The organism is Plectonema radiosum NIES-515 (genome assembly GCF_025753815.1).
GTDB classification, from domain to species: domain Bacteria; phylum Cyanobacteriota; class Cyanobacteriia; order Cyanobacteriales; family Nostocaceae; genus Hassallia; species Hassallia radiosum_A.
Map to the genome: position 1 here is coordinate 1 of NZ_JAOWRF010000257.1, position 19,359 is coordinate 19,359.

Here is a 19,359-nt window from a genome sequence, read left to right on the forward strand (position 1 = left end):
CTCCCCCACTCCCCCACTCCCCCACTCCAAAACTCAGCATTGTATTTGCAGCTTTCTCGCCACCCTAACTATCGTCATGACAGATTTTACACGTAAGCGCGTTGTTGTAACTGGTGTTGGCGCGCTTACACCAATTGGTAAAACACCAGCCGAATATTGGTCAGGATTAATTAGCGGACGCAATGGCATCGATTACATCACTTTATTTGATGCTAAAAGCCATGATTGCCGCATTGCTGGTGAGGTGAAAGACTTCGATCCACATGAGTACATGGAGCGCAAAGAAGCCAAGCGCATGGATCGGTTTTCCCAATTTGGAGTTGCGGCTGCAAAACAGGCTCTCTTGGACTCTGGATTAGTCATCAATGACCTAAACGCCGAACAAATAGGTGTAATCATCGGTTCTGGGGTTGGTGGCATTAAAGTTATGGAAGACCAACAAACGATCTACCTCAACCGAGGTCCCGATCGCTGTAGTCCTTTCATGATTCCGATGATGATCGCGAATATGGCAGCGGGGTTGACAGCAATTCACACTGGTGCGAGGGGTCCTAATTCCTGCCCCGTCACTGCTTGTGCTGCCGGCTCGAATGCGATTGGGGATGCTTTTCGCCTAATTCAAAATGGATATGCCCAAGCGATGATTTGCGGCGGATGTGAAGCGGCAATTACACCCTTGTCTCTAGCTGGATTTGCCGCATGTAAAGCCCTTTCGTGTCGGAATGATGACCCCGCACACGCAAGCCGTCCATTTGACCGCGATCGCAACGGATTTGTCATGGGTGAAGGTGCGGGAATTCTAATTCTAGAAGAGCTGCAATATGCCTTAAGTCGCAAGGCTCGTATTTATGCGGAAATTGTCGGCTACGGCATGACTTGTGATGCATACCATATTACTTCCCCCGTCCCCGGCGGTGAAGGAGCCGCCAGAGCCATCCAACTAGCATTGAAAGACGGCGGAATAACTCCAGATATGGTAAGCTACATCAACGCTCACGGCACCAGCACCCAGGCTAACGATTCCACAGAAACTGCCGCCATGAAAAAAGCTTTGGGAGAACACGCTTATAAAATAGCAATCAGTTCCACCAAATCCATGACCGGTCATTTGTTGGGTGGTTCTGGAGGCATTGAAGCCGTGGCAACAGTATTAGCGATCGCCAACGATAAAATTCCCCCGACAATTAATCTAGAAAACCCAGATCCAGAGTGTGACCTGGATTATGTTCCCAACACAAGCCGCAATTTGAATGTCGAGGTGGCACTTTCCAATTCTTTTGGGTTTGGGGGACACAATGTCACGCTAGCCTTTAAGAAGTACCGCTAAGAGCCAAAATCTGCCGCTGGTCGGATCTCTGGAGAAATTGAGCAAAATGTATCAAAAATGTCATTCTGCTTTGATTTAAGAGTTCAGCATGACCAGATTATCTGCTTGATTGATCGCTCTAATTCAAGAGATCCCGCTTGTCTGTCGTCAGCAGGCAATGGGATGATAAGGATATTGCTTGGGGTAGTAATCCAAAACAACCCCAGTAATGATTAGCTTACGTGAGTGCTAAACCGTCGTTAAATATAAGAGATTATGGCTGTTGCAACCCAATCCCTCGAAGAACTTTGTATTAACTCGATTCGCTTTTTGGCTATTGATGCCGTAGAAAAAGCCAAATCGGGACACCCAGGACTACCAATGGGTGCGGCACCAATGGCGTTTGTGTTGTGGGACCGCTTTATGCGGTACAATCCCAAAAATCCCAAGTGGTTCAACCGCGATCGCTTTGTATTGTCTGCCGGTCACGGCTCGATGTTGCTGTATGCCCTGCTACACCTGACAGGCTTCGATAGCGTAAGTATTGAAGACATCAAGCAGTTCCGTCAGTGGGAATCCAAAACCCCCGGACACCCGGAAAACTTCATGACCGAAGGTGTAGAAGTTACTACCGGACCATTAGGGCAAGGAATTGCCAATGCTGTCGGTTTAGCAATGGCAGAAGCGCATCTAGCCGCTAAATTCAACAAACCCGATGCCAAGATTGTTGACCACTACACCTATGTAATTTTGGGTGACGGTTGCAACATGGAAGGCATTTCTGGTGAAGCTTGTTCTTTCGCAGGACACTTGGGATTAGGCAAACTCATCGCTCTGTACGACGACAACCACATCTCTATCGATGGTTCTACAGATGTAGCATTCACCGAAGATGTTTCCAAGCGCTTTGAAGCATACGGCTGGCACGTTTTACATGTCAAAGATGGTAATAAAGATTTAGCCGCAATTGAAAAGGCGATCGCCGAAGCCAAATCTGTCACCGACAAGCCGACCATGATTAAGGTCACAACCACCATCGGTTACGGTTCTCCCAACAAACAAAACACCGCAGGCATTCACGGTGCAGCGTTGGGTGGCGATGAAGTAACTCTAACCCGGAATAACTTAGAGTGGACATACGAGCCTTTCGTACTTCCAGAAGATGCCAAAAATCACATGGGTAAAGCCGTTGAGCGCGGTGCTAACTACGAAGCTGAGTGGAAGAAGACTTTTGGCGATTACAAAGCCAAATACGCCGAAGAAGCCGCTCTATTTGAACGTTTCATTAGTGGCAAACTTCCCGACGGTTGGGACAAAGTACTACCTACCTACACCCCGGAAGACAAAGGATTACCCACCCGCAAACACTCAGAAAACTGCCTCAACAAAATAGCAAAAGTTTTACCTGAGTTAATTGGTGGTTCCGCTGACTTAACCCACTCCAACCTGACCGAAATCAAAGGCACCGGCGATTTCCAAAAAGGGCAATACCAAAACCCCAACATCCACTTTGGTGTGCGGGAACACGCTATGGGTGCAATTTGTAACGGTATAGCGCTGCATCAATCAGGATTAATTCCTTACGGTGCGACCTTTTTGATTTTCACAGATTACATGCGTGCTGCCATCCGCTTATCTGCTTTGTCTCAAGCGGGTTCGATTTGGGTGATGACTCACGACTCGATTGGACAAGGTGAAGATGGTCCAACGCACCAACCGATTGAAACTCTAGCTTCTTTGCGAGCGATTCCTAGCTTAACAGTGATTCGCCCCGCAGACGGAAACGAATGTTCTGGAGCTTACAAAGTAGCGATCGAAAATTCGAAGGAAAACGCTCCCACTTTGTTAGCTTTCACTCGTCAAAATGTCCCCAACTTGGCAGGTACATCAATTGAGGGCGTGACTAAGGGTGCATACACTGTGGTAGATTCTCAGGGTACACCAGAGTTGATTTTGATTGGTACTGGTTCGGAATTGAGCCTGTGTGTCACCGCAGCTGAGAAACTGACCAGCGAAGGCAAGAAAGTCCGTGTTGTCTCGATGCCTTCTTGGGAACTGTTTGAAGCACAGGATGCGGCTTATAAAGAGTCTGTTTTGCCTAAATCCGTCACCAAGCGTGTGTCTGTAGAAGCTGCCGCTAGTTTCGGCTGGCACAAGTATGTCGGCATGGAAGGTGATTGTGTTTGTATCGATCGCTTTGGTGCTTCGGCTCCAGGCAATGTTTGTTTAGAGAAGTTTGGCTTTAGTGTTGAGAATGTGTTAGCAACAGCTAAGAAAGTTTTGGGTTAATTCGCAATAGATTAATCTCGTTTTTTTAAGGGGTGGGCATTTTGCCTACCTCTTTTTTTAACGCAGAGGAGCGCTGAGGTTTACGCGGGGGGACGCAAAGGAGGAAGATGATATAGACCTGAAAGCGATACATTTAGATATGCTAAATTCCTGAACAAGAAAGCAAATAATATTTTATATAACTTAATGTAATGATTAATAATAGGGGGATACCTGCGGCACGCGGGTACGCGATCGCGTTATAATATCTAATAGACTTCCAAAATATAGTACAAAAGTACTAAAATAATAAATTACTATTTATACTGAGAGGCAGTATGAAAGCAGAGCTTCTCAAGAGATTTTTTAGGGCGATCGCTAGTTCAGATCAAGAGGCGATTAATAAGCTTACATACCTAGTGATTGAGGAAGAGCGTAGCAAGGGACATACTCTCTTAGCTGACCAGTTAGAGAATATCACTAAAAAGAGCCAGAAAGAGAAGTCTACCGACATCAGCAAACCTGTTTCCTCAGTACCAGACACCTTACAAGGGTTAACTGAATTACCAACCAGTAAGCGATTTAATCTTCCCCTAGTAACTATCATACCGAGGGATAATCTACGGCATCATATGGTGTTGCCGGAAAATATTGAAAAACGTTTCTGCCGAATTGAGCGTGAGTATGCAGCAAGAGATAGACTTGCTCATCATGGACTGCGTTACAGGCAAAAAATTCTGCTCTATGGTCCCCCTGGCTGTGGAAAGACGCTAGGAGCAGAACGTTTAGCTTGGAATACAGGTTTACCACTCCTGAAAGTGCGATTTGATGCAATGGTGTCGTCTTTTTTAGGTGAAACTGCGAGCAATTTGAGACTTGTATTTGAGGATGCTTCCAAAAATCCATGTTTACTGTTTCTTGATGAATGTGACTCAATTGCTAAGTCACGAGAAGACTCTCAAGAAGTAGGAGAAATTAAGCGGGTAGTTAATACATTTCTGCAAATCTTGGATGAATATCAACCTTCTTCGGGGCTTTTGGTAGCAGCAACGAACCTAAATAAATCTCTAGATACTGCCCTTTGGAGAAGATTTGATGACTTAATTGCAGTACCAAAACCCGGAGAACAAGAGCTAGAATTTATACTAAAGGAAACATTATCTGCAATTGAAGTGGGATCTATCAACTGGTCAAGGATCATTGAGCAGATGAAAGATTTTTCTGCGGCTCAAGCTGTGAGGGTTGCACAGGATGCAGCTAAACGAGCAATCCTTGAACGAGAGGAGCTAGTTATTCACGAACACTTAGAAGAAGCGATCGCAGAAATCAAAGTTTCCTAGTACTAATTTTTGGTGTCGGAGAAATAAATGGTTGAAAGTTCTCAGGGTTTTCCGCATATCGATCTCAGATTGACAGACAAGGGTACAGCAAAATCTCTAGGTGGCGGTGGTAATAAAAAAGATACTCAGACACATATAAATTTGTCTAATCGGCAGGGACACGGAAGTAAAATCCAACAATTAGTATCTTCTCTAATTTCCGATTGGGAAATAACTCAACAGCAACAGGAAGAAGATAAAAAACTCATACTTCCTGATTCCATACCTTTAATACTACAGATTGACCCGGAAACTTTCGATTTAGATGATCTAAGAACTTCCGAGATAGAAATAATATCGGAGTTAGAAGATGGATATATTATCGGTGCGTCTGCGGATACCAACCTTACTGAACTTCAAAAGAAAATAGAAAAATTTTTTAATGAGCAAAAAGGTGGTGGTGTAATTGCAAAAATATTGAATATTCTTGACAAAAATCAGCGCCCAGAATTTATTTTATCTTCAAAGTTATTACAGGAATGGGATCAAATAAAGGATGAACAGGTTTATGTTGTTGAAGTAGGTATATCTTGTTTAGGAACTACAACAAAATTAAGTGATTATCCAGAACAGAAGAATTATAAAAAATCTGAAAATTATGCAAAAGCAATCAACAAATGGATTAGTAATCGTAATGTGACATATGAGGAATGGGATGATTTGGCATCAAATAGACAACAAGACTTGATTAATTTTATTAGCAATCCTAAATATAAATATAATGGGAAGCTTTTAAGTAGCTTTATTGAAGATAATCCTCCTCAATTTTCTGAAGCACCAGACAGTTTTTCATGCCTAATTCAAATCTCTGGTCTATGCTTAAAAGATTTGGTATTTAATTTTTCTTATATCTTTGAAGTAACTGAAAAAGATAACATTGCTGAACCATTTTTTCCTAATGGGGAAATATCTAATATTAGTAATATATCTTTAGTTTTACAAGCACCAAAAACAAATGCACCTAACGTCTGTGTAATTGATAGCGGTATTCAAGAGCAGCATCGTCTTTTAAAAAATGCTATTGATTCAAATAACTCAAAATCTTGGATTCCTTTAGAATTAAACTTAACTGCTGATCTGGTGAGTAATGGTGGTCATGGAACCAGAGTTGCTGGAGCAGTGCTTTATCCAATAAGTGTGCCTCGGAGCGGAACTCATCAAGCAATTTGTTGGCTTCAAAATGCAAGAGTGCTGGATAGTAATTGTAGATTATCCGATAAATTATATCCGCCTATACTCCTAGAAAACATCGTAGAGTTCTACTATAGTCAAACAGGAACAAGAATTTTTAACCACTCTATTAATGGAGATGTTCCTTGTAGAACTAGGTATATGAGTGCCTGGGCAGCAGCTATTGATAAATTAACATATGAAAAAGATATTCTTTTCATAGTATCTGCTGGAAATATTCCTATAGAAAGTCACCGAATTTCAACAAGACTATCTGTTAAATCTCATATTTTAGCAGGTAGACCTTACCCAGACTATCTTTCTGAGAACTCTTGTAGGATTGCTAATCCAGCACAAAGCCTTCAAGCATTAACTGTTGGCTCAATTACTCGAAATTCTTTCCGTGACTTATCTTGGTCTTCATTAGGAGAAAAAGACCAACCATCAGCATTTTCTTGCTCTGGGTTGGGTATATGGAACACGATTAAACCAGAGGTGGTTGAGTATGGTGGTGATCTTGTGAAAGATGAAGGTCAGCCACCAAACATTACTTGTATCGCAGGTACAGGTCCTGAGTTAGTAAGGTCAACCTTAGGTACTGGTTCTACTCCTATAGTTGCCTCTGATACTTTTGGAACTTCATTCGCAACACCAAAAGTAAGCCATATTGCGGCTTGTCTTGCTGCTGAGTTTCCTGAGGAAAAATGCTTATTATATCGGGCATTAATTGTTCAATCAGCCCGATGGCCAGAATGGGCTATAGCAAAGAGTGATGAAGAAAAGAAGAATGTTATTCGTCAAATTGGGTATGGTATTCCAAACCTTGAGCGTGCCTTAAGTAATACTCCAAATCGTAGTACATTAATTACACGAGGAGAACAGCTAATTAAAGCTGGAGATGCTCATATTTATCAGGTAAAATTACCGGATAGTCTGAGATCCCCTGGAGAAGAGTTTGATATTCTTATAGAAATTAGTTTGTCATATAAAGCTGAACCGCGTCGAACTCGGCGTAATAGAAGAAAGTACCTTTCAACTTGGCTTGACTGGGAGTGTAGTAAGCAAGGAGAAGATCCAAAGCATTTTCTTGGCAGGGTTTTAGCTAATTACAATGTGCCAAAAGATGCTGACAAGGGGGATGAACTCTTTACATGGACTCTTGGTAAAGAGAAGCATTATAAAACAATCAAAAATGTATCAAGAAGTATAGGAACAATTCAGAAGGATTGGGCTTTGGTGAAATCTTATAACCTTAGAGATGCATTCTGTATTGCAGTAGTAGGGCATGAAGGTTGGAATAATGATCCATACGCTGAGGTTCCATACTCTCTTGTTGTAAGTTTTGAAGCGATACAAGCTGGTGTTCTAATTTATACGCCTTTTGTTGAAGCTCAAGTTGAAACAGAAGTTCAGGCTGAGGTAGAGATTCAATCTCTATAGTGGGTCGCGATCGAGCGATCGCCTGCTTTATCATTGACATTATCCGATAGCATCAAGGGGTGTAGAATTGGGAATTTGGCACGATCGCTATCAAAATCTAGAATTACCCTGGTGGGATAATCAGGGAAGCTCGCTTCTGACAACATGGGAAAATACGCAACGTTGCCAGCGCTCGTTAAAAGAATTCGGCGTTAACCCGCGATGAGTTAGTATGATTCTGAGCGGGCGGAAACTAAACGCCTGGTTTACACAATAATTAAACGAGTCAAACAAAGCTCGTGACTTGTAGAAGCGATCGCGTTAGAATCTTGTCACGCTTTTCTATAAAAAAAAAGGAAAGCCCGCTTGGGGAATATAAAGCATGTCATTCCAACGACATAGCCGGGAAATCCGCCTTAAACTATGTAGCCGATCGCGGCTCAAAAATGTAAAAATAGTATATCTGTTCTACTCATTTCCAATTTAGACTCCTTAAATCCATATATTATTTAGAGGCAGGAATGGCTACTAACACCACTGATAATGCAGGGAAGCAAAAAGCCCTCAGCATGGTACTCACCCAAATTGAGCGTAGCTTTGGTAAAGGAGCAATCATGCGCCTCGGTGACGCTACCAGAATGCGTGTGGAAACGATTTCGAGTGGAGCGCTCACCCTGGATCTAGCATTGGGCGGCGGTTTACCCAAGGGGCGCGTAATTGAAATTTATGGACCAGAAAGTTCTGGTAAGACAACGGTAGCGCTACACGCAGTCGCCGAAGTGCAAAAAGAAGGCGGTATCGCCGCTTATGTTGATGCAGAACACGCCCTAGACCCGACTTATGCGGCGGCATTGGGTGTTGATATTGACAACTTGCTGATTTCTCAACCTGACACCGGAGAATCTGCTTTAGAAATTGTCGATCAACTCGTCCGCTCCGCTGCCGTTGACATTGTAGTTATCGACTCGGTAGCAGCATTGGTTCCCCGCGCTGAAATTGAAGGCGAAATGGGAGACGTCCACGTTGGTTTGCAAGCGAGATTGATGAGCCAAGCCCTACGTAAAATAACGGGTAATATTGGTAAATCTGGTTGCACAGTAATTTTTATTAACCAGTTGCGGCAAAAAATCGGCGTCACCTACGGTAGCCCAGAAACTACAACTGGCGGTAATGCCTTAAAGTTTTACGCTTCGGTGCGTTTGGATATTCGTCGAATTCAAACCTTGAAAAAAGGCACAGATGAATTTGGCAACCGCGTCAAAGTCAAAGTTGCTAAAAACAAAGTAGCGCCGCCTTTTAGAATCGCGGAATTTGACATTATTTTTGGTAAAGGCATTTCTACCATAGGTTGTATTGTTGACATAGCAGAAGAAACTGGTATCTTGGTTCGTAAGGGAGCATGGTATAGCTACAACGGTGAGAACATCTCTCAAGGTCGAGACAACGCCATCAAGTACCTAGAAGAAAAGCCGGAATTTGCTGACCAAATTAAGAAGCAGGTTCGTGAAAAGCTAGACATGGGGGCTGTCGTTTCGGCTAATTCTGTCAAGAAGGCAGAGGAAGACGAAGAGGATGAAGTCGAAGAATTAGAGGAATAACACTTACAAGATTCGGTAAAGCGTGTTTTCGCTTTTTATTAGCTTGAAGGCTAGGGAAGTCGCAGAATTCTGGGTGCGACTTGTAAAAAAAAACAAACTGATTAGGCTAATTTACAATAAAAGACGCTTTCTCCACTGCGGAAAGCGTCTTTCGTCGTAGTGATATCAAAACGTATATTCTCAAATTATTCAGTTAAAAGATATAAAAATGCTAATTAATTCAAGACATATACCCGGATTTGGATAAATTCAGCGATTGAGCAGAAAAACTTGGCTCATTTCCAAACCATACTTGATCTAAATCATTTTCACTAAAGCTGTAGCCCAGATTAGCCGCAAAATCAACAATCTTGGTTTTGTCCCAATGATAGCTGCCTAAAAACCCCAGACGACAGCACTTATTGTAATATTGCTCGTAAATAGCTTGGTTTGAACTCACAAGGTCATAAAAAGCATCAACCTGTTCTAAAGACATAGAATTTCTCCTTTGTTGATTGTTATTTGTGCATTCATTAAAAAACTACATTACTTTACTAGATAATTCCAGATTTCATAATCGACTCCAATACCGCAGTATAAATAAAAATTTAACCGTAGTAAGCACTTCAGTGCTTAAAAGTGCTTAAAAATGAATGCAATTGAGCGGTAAACCGCTCACTACGAACAATAATTACATTTTATATTTAATTGCGCCACTTACTTACTGACATATATTAAGTATTTTTTGAGAAATAATTTTCTTCAAATAATCGATTTATAAGCGTTTGACCATTAACATACACGGATTATCTTCGCCCCAAAGTTGTGTAAATACTTCTAAAGGTCTAAATCCCATACTGAAATAAAAAGCTCTTGTTTGTGCATAAAATGTATCTGAGTGAGAAGAAGCAAGGGTTTTAACCTGCCAGTATTCTATACTCTGCTGACGTAGAATTGACTCTACACGGTTCACTAACGCACGACCAATACCTTGACGGTGATATTCGGGATGAACGCCCATAATATACAGTTCCGCTGCGTATTCATTATGCTGCTTGAAGGTAATAAAACCTACACACTCATTATCTACTACCGCAAGTAAAGTTGGTAGCCTTTCCATCTCTGTCAGGTATTGAATTAGCGCTGTCTCTTTCTTGAACCATTGCGGTAACGCTCGAAGTATTGATTCACAAACCTCAGCTTTGTCGTAAAAGGGACCTGGGAGTTCTATATTACTTAGTTTCATGTCCGATAAAAACACCGTAACGGTTATAGAGACGTTCCGGTGGAACGGTTTTAGAGACGTTCCCGTGGAACGGTTATAGAGACGTTCCGGTGGAACGGTTTTAGAGACGTTCCCGTGGAACGGTTTTAGAGACGTTCCGGTGGAACGGTTATAGAGACGTTCCGGTGGAACGTCTCTACAATGTTTTTGTGCGAAATTATTTAATTCCTCAATTAGCCGGTAAATACCTCAGCCGGCAAGCGATTGAAAGACAAGCGCTCATTTTGCACATCGACAAAAATGGTGTCACCATCATTGAATTCACCACGCAAGATAGCTTTGGCAATTTGAGTTTCTAACTCCCGCTGAATTGCTCTCTTCAAAGGACGTGCGCCAAATACAGGGTCATATCCTACTTCTGCCAAAAAGTCAAGAGCGGAATCGGAGAGTTTGAGAGAAATCTTGCGATCGCTCAATCTTTGTCGCAGTCTATTTACTTGCAACTGCACAATATGCCGCAATTCGCTTCTGTGCAATGCATGGAAGATAATTGTTTCGTCAATGCGGTTGAGAAACTCCGGACGGAAGCTATTTCGCATCGCCTCCATCACGCGATGACGCATTTCATCATAACGTGAATCATCCCCCGCCACATCTAAAATATACTGAGAACCGATGTTGCTGGTCATAATGATGATCGTGTTTTTGAAGTCAACTTTATGACCTTGGGCATCAGTTACACGTCCATCATCAAGAATTTGCAGGAAGATATTAAATACATCGGGGTGTGCTTTTTCGATTTCGTCGAATAGCAGCACCGCATAAGGACGACGGCGAATTGCTTCGGTGAGTTGTCCGCCTTCATCGTATCCCACGTATCCGGGAGGCGCACCGATGAGGCGAGAAACTGCGTGTTTCTCCATATATTCAGACATATCAATTCGCACTAGCGATTCTTCCGTGTCGAAGAGATATGCTGCTAGCGCTTTCGCTAATTCAGTTTTACCCACACCGGTAGGACCGAGGAAAATAAAGCTAGCAATGGGACGATTGGGATCTGCAAGTCCAGCACGCGATCGCTGAATTGCATCCGCTACAGCTGTTACTGCTTCATTTTGTCCCACAACGCGGTGGTGCAGTTCATCTTCTAATTGCAGCAGTTTCTCCTTCTCAGATTCCACCAACTTGCTGATGGGAATCCCCGTCCACTTAGAAATAACTTCCGCAATATCAGCTTCGGTTACTTCTTCTCGCAACAGTGATTTTCCACTGTGTTGAGTTTGTGCAAGTTCACTTTCTGCGGCTTCTAATCGACGATGTAAATCTGTTAATTTGCCATATTTCAACTCAGCAGCGCGGTTCAGATCGTAGTCGCGTTCTGCTTGTTGAATTTCCAGATTTACCCGTTCAATCTCTTGTTTAACAGACTGAATTTTGGTGATAATATCTTTTTCAGACTGCCATTGAGTATCGAGGGTTCTTTGTTCTTCTTTAAAATCCGCAAGTTCTTTTTCTAGTCTTTCTAAACGTTCACGAGAACCTGCATCGCTTTCTTTTTGGAGAGAAAGCCTTTCCATTTCTAATTGGAGAATTTTGCGGTCGATTTCGTCGAGTTCTTCGGGTTTGGAGGTAATCTCCATTTTCAGTCTCGCTGCCGCTTCGTCTACCAAGTCGATGGCTTTATCGGGAAGAAAGCGATCGCTAATATATCGACTCGACAAGATAGCAGCTGCCACTAAAGCACTATCAGAAATCTTTACCCCGTGGTGGTTTTCATAACGTTCTCTCAACCCCCGCAGAATCGAAATAGTATCGGATACACTCGGTTGATCGACATAAACCTGCTGGAAACGTCTTTCCAAAGCGGCATCTTTTTCGATATACTTGCGGTATTCATCAAGAGTTGTTGCCCCAATACAGCGCAATTCACCCCGCGCTAACATCGGTTTTAACAAGTTACCTGCGTCCATCGCACCTTGAGTTGCACCGGCACCGACTACGGTGTGAATTTCATCGATAAATAATACAATATTGCCGCCAGATTCCGTAACTTCTTTTAAAACTGCTTTGAGACGTTCTTCAAATTCACCCCGGAATTTTGCCCCGGCAATCAAAGCACCCATATCTAAAGCTATCAGCTTGCGGTCTTTGAGGGACTGAGGTACGTCACCTGCAATGATGCGCTGTGCTAGTCCTTCAGCGATCGCAGTTTTACCAACACCAGGTTCCCCAATCAGGACGGGGTTATTTTTGGTACGACGGGAGAGAATTTGGATGGTACGGCGAATTTCATCATCTCGCCCAATCACTGGATCAAGTTTACCTTGACGGGCAGCTTCTGTGAGGTCACGCCCATATTTTTCCAGTGCTTCATATTTGCCTTCTGGATTTTGGTCGGTCACTTTCTGGTTCCCACGAATTTGTTTAATGATATTCTTTAATTTGCCTTCGTCTAGTCCAAATTCTTGGAATAGACTTTTGCCAAAGCGGTCATCTTTGGCGTAGGACAGTAATAAGTGTTCAATTGAGATGTATTCGTCTTGAAATTCTTTGCGATAGCCATCAGCGCGATCTAGCAGAGTATCCAAGCTGCGTCCTAAGTAGACGGAACTGCTGCTACCGGATACTTTTGGCTGACGTTGAATGAATTGTTCAGTGCGATCGCGCAGTTTTTGGAGATTTACACCCGTTTTAGTAAAAACACCGCTAGCGAGTCCTTCTTGTTCTAGCAGCGCTTTCATCAAGTGTTCGCTTTCGATCTGCTGTAGTTGATATTGTTTGGCAATATCTGGAGTGTGGGCGATCGCTTCCCAGGCTTTTTCGGTAAATTGGTTCGGGTTAGTGGGTTGCATAAACTTTTGACTCAACTAACTAATGAAGGCGTTTAAACAGCGCTTCTGTGAAAAACAATAAAATTTTTTCTGATAAACTGATTGTAAAAAGACGGGCACAACTACGAAGATCGGTCTTCACGTCATTCTCAAGTAGGATTACCGTCCGGCAGAAAACCTCACTCCCTTCCCCTCTCCTTACACTGCGTAGAGGGGTGTCCGGAACGGATGGGGTGAGGTTCTGTGGCAGCATCCCAAATCTGAATTATTTCAACAGCTTATGTCACAATAACTGTAGCTTTGTCGGACTACAAACTATGGATTGGCGAGAGTATATTCATCTAAACCCGAAAATCCTGCTTGGTAAACCGACTGTGAGAGAAACAAGGCTTTCAGTCGAGTTTTTGTTGGGGTTGTTTGCTGCGGGGTGGACAGAACAACAAGTGCTAGAAAATTATCCCACCCTCACCCCTGAAGCATTACGTGCGGTATTTGCTGTGGATTAATTTTTACCACCTTATGAACAGATCAAGAACAAAAACTCTAGCTAGAGAAAAAGCTAACGGCGATATTAAACGTCGTCTACAAGTTTTATTAAAAGGTCAAAACTAATTTTTATCACAGGATAAATAAGCTGATGAATACCGAACAACTGTTACTTGATAAATGGCGAGATTTAACCGCAGATAAACAGCAAGAAGTTTTAGATTTTGTCGATTTTATCTGGCACAAATCTATCCCAGAAAAACACGCTCTACCCCTAAATTCTCTGACGACAGCAGAACGGGTTAAACGGTGGATAGATTGGGCAGAAAGCCATGACAAAGATAGCCCAGGACTTCCAGATGAAGCCCTACGCCGTGACAGCATTTATGAGGATTGATGGCTAGATATCTTCTTGATACCAATATTCTTTTAAGGTCTAGTGACCCCAATTCACCTAGCTACTCTCTAGCCGTCAATACAGTAGCGCGTCTCATCTCCCAAGGACATGAATGTGTGATTACTGCTCAAGTTTTAATTGAATTCTGGGTAGTAGCCACCCGTCCAGTTAATGTCAATGGATTAGGGTGGAGTGTTGAAAGAACTGAAAACGAAATCAATCAACTTCTGAGCCAGTTCTTATTAATCGAAGAAACTCCCCTAATTTTTCCCAATTGGTTACAGTTAGTTACAAGTTATAGAGTGATGGGAAAAAGAACCCATGACACCCGACTAATGGCTGTAATGAAAACACACGGAATTACTCAAATATTAACTTTCAATCCCGACGATTTTATTAAAACTCCTGAGATTATTATTGTTCATCCTAATCAAGTGATTTAATCTCTACCGTAATTTCTGCGATGCTTGTTCAGCGAGAATTTTATCGTGATTTACTGAGGTATCTTGAAAACCACTTACCTTTGGTGCAGGAATGAGATGTAAGGAAACTTCGCGCATATAAGAATTCAGAGCATCACTTAGCTCATCTGGTAGTGTAATGTTTATAGATTCCATAAGCTACTGACACTAAGTGGCAATCAATGGTAGAACCCGTCCGAAGCGAACCAAACGAAGCAATATCATTGATTATAAGCTACGCAATCTTAATGCAGGGCGATGTTATGTTAATGCAAGGCGATGCAATGCCAATGCAGAGCGATGCAATCTTAATGCAGAGCCATGTTATGTTAATGCAAGGCGATGCAATGCCAATGCAGAGCGATGCAATCTTAATGCAGAGCCATGTTATGTTAATGCAGGGCGATGTTATGTTAATGCAGAGCGGTGAGACAAATTCATCTTCTTAATCAGCAACACCTAAAATCGCTCAAACAGCCACCCATCCCCAACAATCTCCTCTAGGCGTTGAAGCGATCGCGGGATATAATATTCTGGATCGTTCAGCCGTTGCTGCACAAACCAAGTATCAAAAGCTTCTTGCGTCTCAATACCTTGGGCACCTGCTGCCCCTAAAATCATCTTGAAACTACGCTCCTGGAGTTCCTCTAACTGCGGATGATTTTCACCGCGTTGGTTGCAAAAGAGCATTGCCGTTGTCCCTAGCAAAGCTTCCATTTCATCACCTTGAGGTACAGCGTTATACAAAAGACGAATTAGCTGAATTGTATCTGTTAAAGGAGCCTGAATTTTTAGCGTCAGCCAAGTTGCTTGAGCCAGGTAAACCAAACCGTTGCTTTCATCTGCTACGCTTAAGTTACCTAGAACTGTTACCAAATTAATATAAGCACGAATCTGTGCAAGTGCTGAAGCAGCTTGTAGATTTAAGTCTAACTGCCTAACCTTATCTCCAGTTTGACCTGCCAAGTAAGCCATACTTGCCAGAGTAACAGCTTTAACTTTAACATTGTTAATCCGCTCTGTTATTTCCAACGATTGCTGATAAAGTGTGATCGCACCATCAATATCTCCCCCTTGGGCAATTAAACCTGCCATTTGGTGCAAAGTCGCAGCTTTACCACCAACATTGTTAATCCGCTCTGTTATTTCCAACGATTGCTGATAAAGTGTGATCGCACCATCAATATCTCCCCCTTGGGCAATTAAACCTGCCATTTGGTGCAAAGTCGCAGCTTTACCTTTAACATCGTTAATCTGTTCATATATTTCCAAGGATTGCTGATAAAGTGCGATCGCACCATCAACATCTCCCCCTTGGGCAATTAAATATGCCATTTCGTGCAAAGTCGCAGCTTTACCACCAACATTGTTAATCCGCTCTTTTATTTCCAACGATTGCTGATAAAGTGCGATCGCACCTTCAATATCTCCGCTTTGGGCAATTAAACCTGCCATTGCGTGCAAAGTCGCAGCTTTACCTTTAACATCGTTAATCTGCTCTTCTATTTCCAACGATTGCTGATAAAGTGCGATCGCACCTTCAATATCTCCGCTTTGGGCAATTAAACCTGCCATTGCGTGCAAAGTCGCAGCTTTACCTTTAACATCGTTAATCTGCTCTTCTATTTCCAACGATTGCTGATAAAGTGCGATCGCACCATCAACATCTCCCCTTTGGGCAATTAAATCAGCCATTTGGTGCAAAGTCGCAGCTTTAACTTTAACATCGTTAATCTGCTCTTCTATTTCCAAGGATTGCTGATAAAGTGCGATCGCACCTTCAATATCTCCCCCTTGGGCTATTAAATATGCCATTGCGTGCAAAGTCGCAGCTTTACCACCAACATCGTTAATCTGTTCATATATTTCCAACGATTGCTGATAAAGTGCGATCGCACCTTCAATATCTCCCCCTTGGGCTATTAAACCAGCCATGTTGCTCAAAGTCGCAGCTTTGCGGATGTCGTCCTCTTCCGGACAAAGGTCTAAAGCTTGCTGATAATGAGTTAAAGCATCCTCAACTTTGCCCAAAACCGCTTCAGCACGGGCGATGGTTCCCAAGATGCGGTAGTCTACATATTGCATTAGTTGTTGACAAAGCTGCACCGCTTCCATAAATCGGGAAGCATTCACCCAACTTGTTGCAATATTGTCCCCAACGCTGACGGCTATTTCTTGCTCATCTGCTAACAGTCCCAAACGCACAATTTCCAGTCTTTCAGCTTCGGTGCTTTCCTCAGAATCCTCCCACCATACTTTATATAGTTTCCTTGCCGCTTGCTGTCGGGTTGTTTGCCATTCCTCCTCATTTAACACCGGTTGCAGCAACAATTCTAAAATCGTCGCGACTCGATAAGTCGCTGTCTGGTTTGCGTAAGTCGTGGCTGATTCTACCAAACTAAGGCTGACGAGTTTAGTCATAACCGCCAGGAAATTAATTTCCTGGCTCATAGCTGAAGTCCGCTCAAGCGGACTAGAAATTGTCTGTGCTAAATCCTCAGTCCTCTTTAGAGGACTTTCGCTATTAGCCTGGGAATTTGATTCCCAGGCGGTAATGTCAGACGTCGAGGAACTAGAAATTGTCTGTGCTAAATCCTCAGTCCTCTTTAGAGGACTTTCGCTATTAGCCTGGGAATTTGATTCCCAGGCGGTATCGGTTGAGGTTGCAGCCTTTACAATATCCTCCGTCACAGGCAAACGAAACACGCTCAACCGCGCCAGAAATTTTCGCTCATCCTCATTTAACGCCTTGAGGAGTGTTTCCGCCAAAATATTTTCTCGAAATTGCTGCTGAGTCGCTTCTAATTTCGTCAACAACTCATCCGCAGCTAAACCCGGTTTCTTGACTACATCCAATAGCCATTTCAACAAGCGCGGATTTCCGTCGGCAATTCTTATTATCCGTTGTTCGTGTACCTGTTGTTTAACTTCTTTTTCTAAATCCCGGCAGATTTTATCAACATCCGCCGGATTCATTGCCGCTAAAGATTCCAAATGCAGGCGGTGAGGTGGCAGAGTGTCTGCTTTCAAATAGCGACAAGTGACAATCAACCGACTCTTAGCTTGATTTTCCGCCAATGCCGCACATAAAGCTTCTAACACCCCATAAGCTTGTGCCGTCATCCGCAGCGAACCATCTTCAATATTCTTTTGGGGAATGTTCTGCTCAAAGTCATCCAAAACCAACAACAAAGGCTTATCGTGTGTGTCTTCGATCGCCTCAAAAAAGTTCTGCAACCGTCCTTTAAAAGAAATTCCCGGCTGATTTAACAAAGCCGGCACACCCTCAAACCGGTCAAACTTTCTCGCCAGCTTGTTAATTAAACCTACCTCATCCACAGGTCCAATCAACACCACTCGCTGAAAATTTGGACGCTGGGACTCCACTCGTGTACACAACCGCGCTGCAAGGGAACTTTTACCCAAGCCACCCATCCCAGCAATAAACACGCCGATATTGTCGCTAGTTTGCCGCAATGCCCGCAAACACCGCTGCAAAGCGCGTCTACGTCCAACAAATTCCCCCCGACTGGCGACTTTGACGATGTTGTTTTCATCCAGAAATTCGCTCTCAGAAGGTATAAATTTCAGCTTCTCACGCTTCTGAAAATTCAGTGGTGTTACTAACTCCGCAATTGGACGATTATCCCGATAAATCCGCAATAAATGCCAGTCAGAACATCTTTGCGAAATCATCTCCCACTGTGCTGCTTTGACCGCATCTTCCACCGTCGCACCCGTCGCCAAAGCGTGATAAAATGCCTTTGCCGCAATAATACCCGTGTTATCATAAACCGGACGCGCCCAGCCCAAAACGATCGCCGCACCCGCTTTCACCAAAGCCTGCGCCATCGAAGGTACTGTTCCCTTATTGGCAACTTGCCCAGTGTGACAGCCAGAGAGAAACACCACACGCGGAAAGCGTTTCTTGAAGGCTTTCGCCAAATCCTCAACGGTAGTAAATTGCACATTACCTACTTCATCCTCAGTGATAAAGCAGGGTGTGTAATCCTTGATTTTGGTATTTTTGGGCAGATAGCCACCGAAATCTTTTTCTGTGTAAATTACACCATGTCCCGTCAAATGGAACACATCAAAATAATCTGCTGCGTATGACTGAACCAAATTCGTCAACTCAGCCACCGAACCGCTTTCTTCCACAATCAACGCTAAAGGCTGTTCTTTCGTCGCTGTGAGAATATTCGCTTCTTCTTGCTCAAATTGTAACGGTGCAATTCCTGGATGTTCTGGAGAAGTTGCCATAAACAACAGCCGCAACGGACGATTTGCCACCTCAGCAACTTTGGTGTTACGCTGCTGCACAGAACGCACTGGTAACACGGCAATATCTTGCCGTTGGAGTAAAAACCCCGTGCGATCGCGTAGCAATTCCCAAGGCAAATGTGCCAATCCCAAAGCTACACGTTCCGTTTCTGGGTTCAATCCCTGCGCTTCGCTAGTTTGGATTAAATCTAGATAAATCGTTTGTTCATCCGTCTCATCCAGCGCATTTCTCAGCCATCCTTCCTTGCCATCCAGCCAAGAATAAAGCTGTCGTCCAATTTCGGTAAGATAGGATAGGCGATCGCTCTCCTTTGAGTAATAATTTTGCTCACACTGCTCAATTAATGCTAATAACTCTGCTTCATCCAGCCCACGTGACCCATAATCACAGCGCAATTCAAAAGTTTGCTGTTGACTAAGCGCGAAAGTGAAGGTTACAGCCATAACTTGAATCAGTACATTCCACAATCACTTCACAGTGTAATCACAAAATTCCCGAATTTATAAGGAATCTTGCTAAATTCTTTCTCTTCCCCCCCCCACCCCCCCCTCACCC

Annotated in this window: 15 protein-coding genes; 9 read left to right on the plus strand and 6 right to left on the minus strand. The window is 43.2% G+C overall.

From position 1 onward, the window contains the following. The first annotated feature begins 76 nt into the window (after positions 1-76). The 4 genes from fabF to OGM63_RS18245 all read left to right on the plus strand — a co-directional run bounded on the left by fabF (position 77) and on the right by OGM63_RS18245 (position 7,563). Positions 77-1,327, plus strand: coding sequence for a beta-ketoacyl-ACP synthase II (gene fabF, locus OGM63_RS18230; RefSeq protein ID WP_263747080.1), 1,251 nt, complete (start codon positions 77-79; stop codon positions 1,325-1,327). A gap of 255 nt (positions 1,328-1,582) precedes the next feature. After that, positions 1,583-3,595, plus strand: coding sequence for a transketolase (tkt, locus tag OGM63_RS18235; protein ID WP_263747058.1), 2,013 nt, complete (start codon positions 1,583-1,585; stop codon positions 3,593-3,595). 317 nt (positions 3,596-3,912) lie between these two features. Then, positions 3,913-4,914: an ATP-binding protein gene (locus OGM63_RS18240; protein ID WP_263747059.1), complete on the plus strand. Its 1,002-nt coding sequence runs from the start codon at positions 3,913-3,915 to the stop codon at positions 4,912-4,914. 27 nt (positions 4,915-4,941) lie between these two features. Beyond that, positions 4,942-7,563: a S8 family peptidase gene (locus OGM63_RS18245; RefSeq protein ID WP_263747060.1), complete on the plus strand. Its 2,622-nt coding sequence runs from the start codon at positions 4,942-4,944 to the stop codon at positions 7,561-7,563. Here OGM63_RS18245 and OGM63_RS29595 read toward each other — a convergent pair. Then, positions 7,551-7,709, minus strand: a complete 159-nt coding sequence (locus OGM63_RS29595; protein ID WP_318528493.1) for a hypothetical protein — start codon at positions 7,707-7,709, stop codon at positions 7,551-7,553. The two genes, OGM63_RS18245 and OGM63_RS29595, sit on opposite strands and share 13 nt — an antisense overlap. Before the next feature lie 354 nt (positions 7,710-8,063). On the opposite strand from OGM63_RS29595, the gene recA reads away from it, so the two are divergent. Next, positions 8,064-9,140, plus strand: coding sequence for a recombinase RecA (gene recA / locus OGM63_RS18255; RefSeq protein WP_263747061.1), 1,077 nt, complete (start codon positions 8,064-8,066; stop codon positions 9,138-9,140). Between the two features lie 220 nt (positions 9,141-9,360). Here recA and OGM63_RS18260 read toward each other — a convergent pair whose 3' ends face one another. The 3 genes from OGM63_RS18260 to clpB form a co-directional block, all read right to left on the minus strand. Beyond that, a complete protein-coding gene (locus tag OGM63_RS18260) occupies positions 9,361-9,615 on the minus strand; it encodes a Nif11-like leader peptide family natural product precursor (RefSeq protein ID WP_263747063.1) in 255 nt (84 codons plus the stop codon). Positions 9,616-9,894: 279 nt separating this feature from the next. Then, on the minus strand, positions 9,895-10,365 hold the full coding sequence (locus OGM63_RS18265; protein WP_263747065.1) for a GNAT family N-acetyltransferase: 471 nt from the start codon (positions 10,363-10,365) through the stop codon (positions 9,895-9,897). A gap of 212 nt (positions 10,366-10,577) precedes the next feature. Continuing rightward, the gene (gene clpB / locus OGM63_RS18270) at positions 10,578-13,196 is read right to left on the minus strand and encodes an ATP-dependent chaperone ClpB (RefSeq protein ID WP_263747067.1); all 2,619 of its coding nucleotides are present in this window, start codon (positions 13,194-13,196) and stop codon (positions 10,578-10,580) included. A gap of 296 nt (positions 13,197-13,492) precedes the next feature. Between clpB and OGM63_RS18275 the strand changes: the two genes are divergently transcribed. The 3 genes from OGM63_RS18275 to OGM63_RS18285 all read left to right on the plus strand — a co-directional run bounded on the left by OGM63_RS18275 (position 13,493) and on the right by OGM63_RS18285 (position 14,501). Further along, entirely contained in the window at positions 13,493-13,681 is a 189-nt protein-coding gene (locus tag OGM63_RS18275; protein WP_263747068.1) for a DUF433 domain-containing protein, read from the plus strand. A gap of 131 nt (positions 13,682-13,812) precedes the next feature. Next, the gene (locus tag OGM63_RS18280; RefSeq protein WP_263747070.1) at positions 13,813-14,058 is read left to right on the plus strand and encodes a DUF2281 domain-containing protein; all 246 of its coding nucleotides are present in this window, start codon (positions 13,813-13,815) and stop codon (positions 14,056-14,058) included. Further along, positions 14,058-14,501 (plus strand): type II toxin-antitoxin system VapC family toxin, encoded by a 444-nt coding sequence (locus OGM63_RS18285; RefSeq protein WP_263747072.1) that lies wholly within the window; start codon positions 14,058-14,060, stop codon positions 14,499-14,501. Before OGM63_RS18280 ends, OGM63_RS18285 begins: the two co-directional genes overlap by 1 nt. Before the next feature lie 3 nt (positions 14,502-14,504). Here the strand turns inward: OGM63_RS18285 and OGM63_RS18290 are convergent, their stop codons facing one another. Beyond that, entirely contained in the window at positions 14,505-14,675 is a 171-nt protein-coding gene (locus tag OGM63_RS18290; protein ID WP_263747074.1) for a hypothetical protein, read from the minus strand. Between the two features lie 26 nt (positions 14,676-14,701). Between OGM63_RS18290 and OGM63_RS18295 the strand changes: the two genes are divergently transcribed. Further along, positions 14,702-14,968 (plus strand): hypothetical protein, encoded by a 267-nt coding sequence (locus tag OGM63_RS18295; RefSeq protein ID WP_263747077.1) that lies wholly within the window; start codon positions 14,702-14,704, stop codon positions 14,966-14,968. Positions 14,969-14,978: 10 nt separating this feature from the next. On the opposite strand, the gene OGM63_RS18300 is transcribed toward OGM63_RS18295, so the two are convergent. Further along, positions 14,979-19,247 (minus strand): tetratricopeptide repeat protein, encoded by a 4,269-nt coding sequence (locus OGM63_RS18300; RefSeq protein ID WP_263747078.1) that lies wholly within the window; start codon positions 19,245-19,247, stop codon positions 14,979-14,981. Between the last annotated feature and the right edge of the window lie 112 nt (positions 19,248-19,359).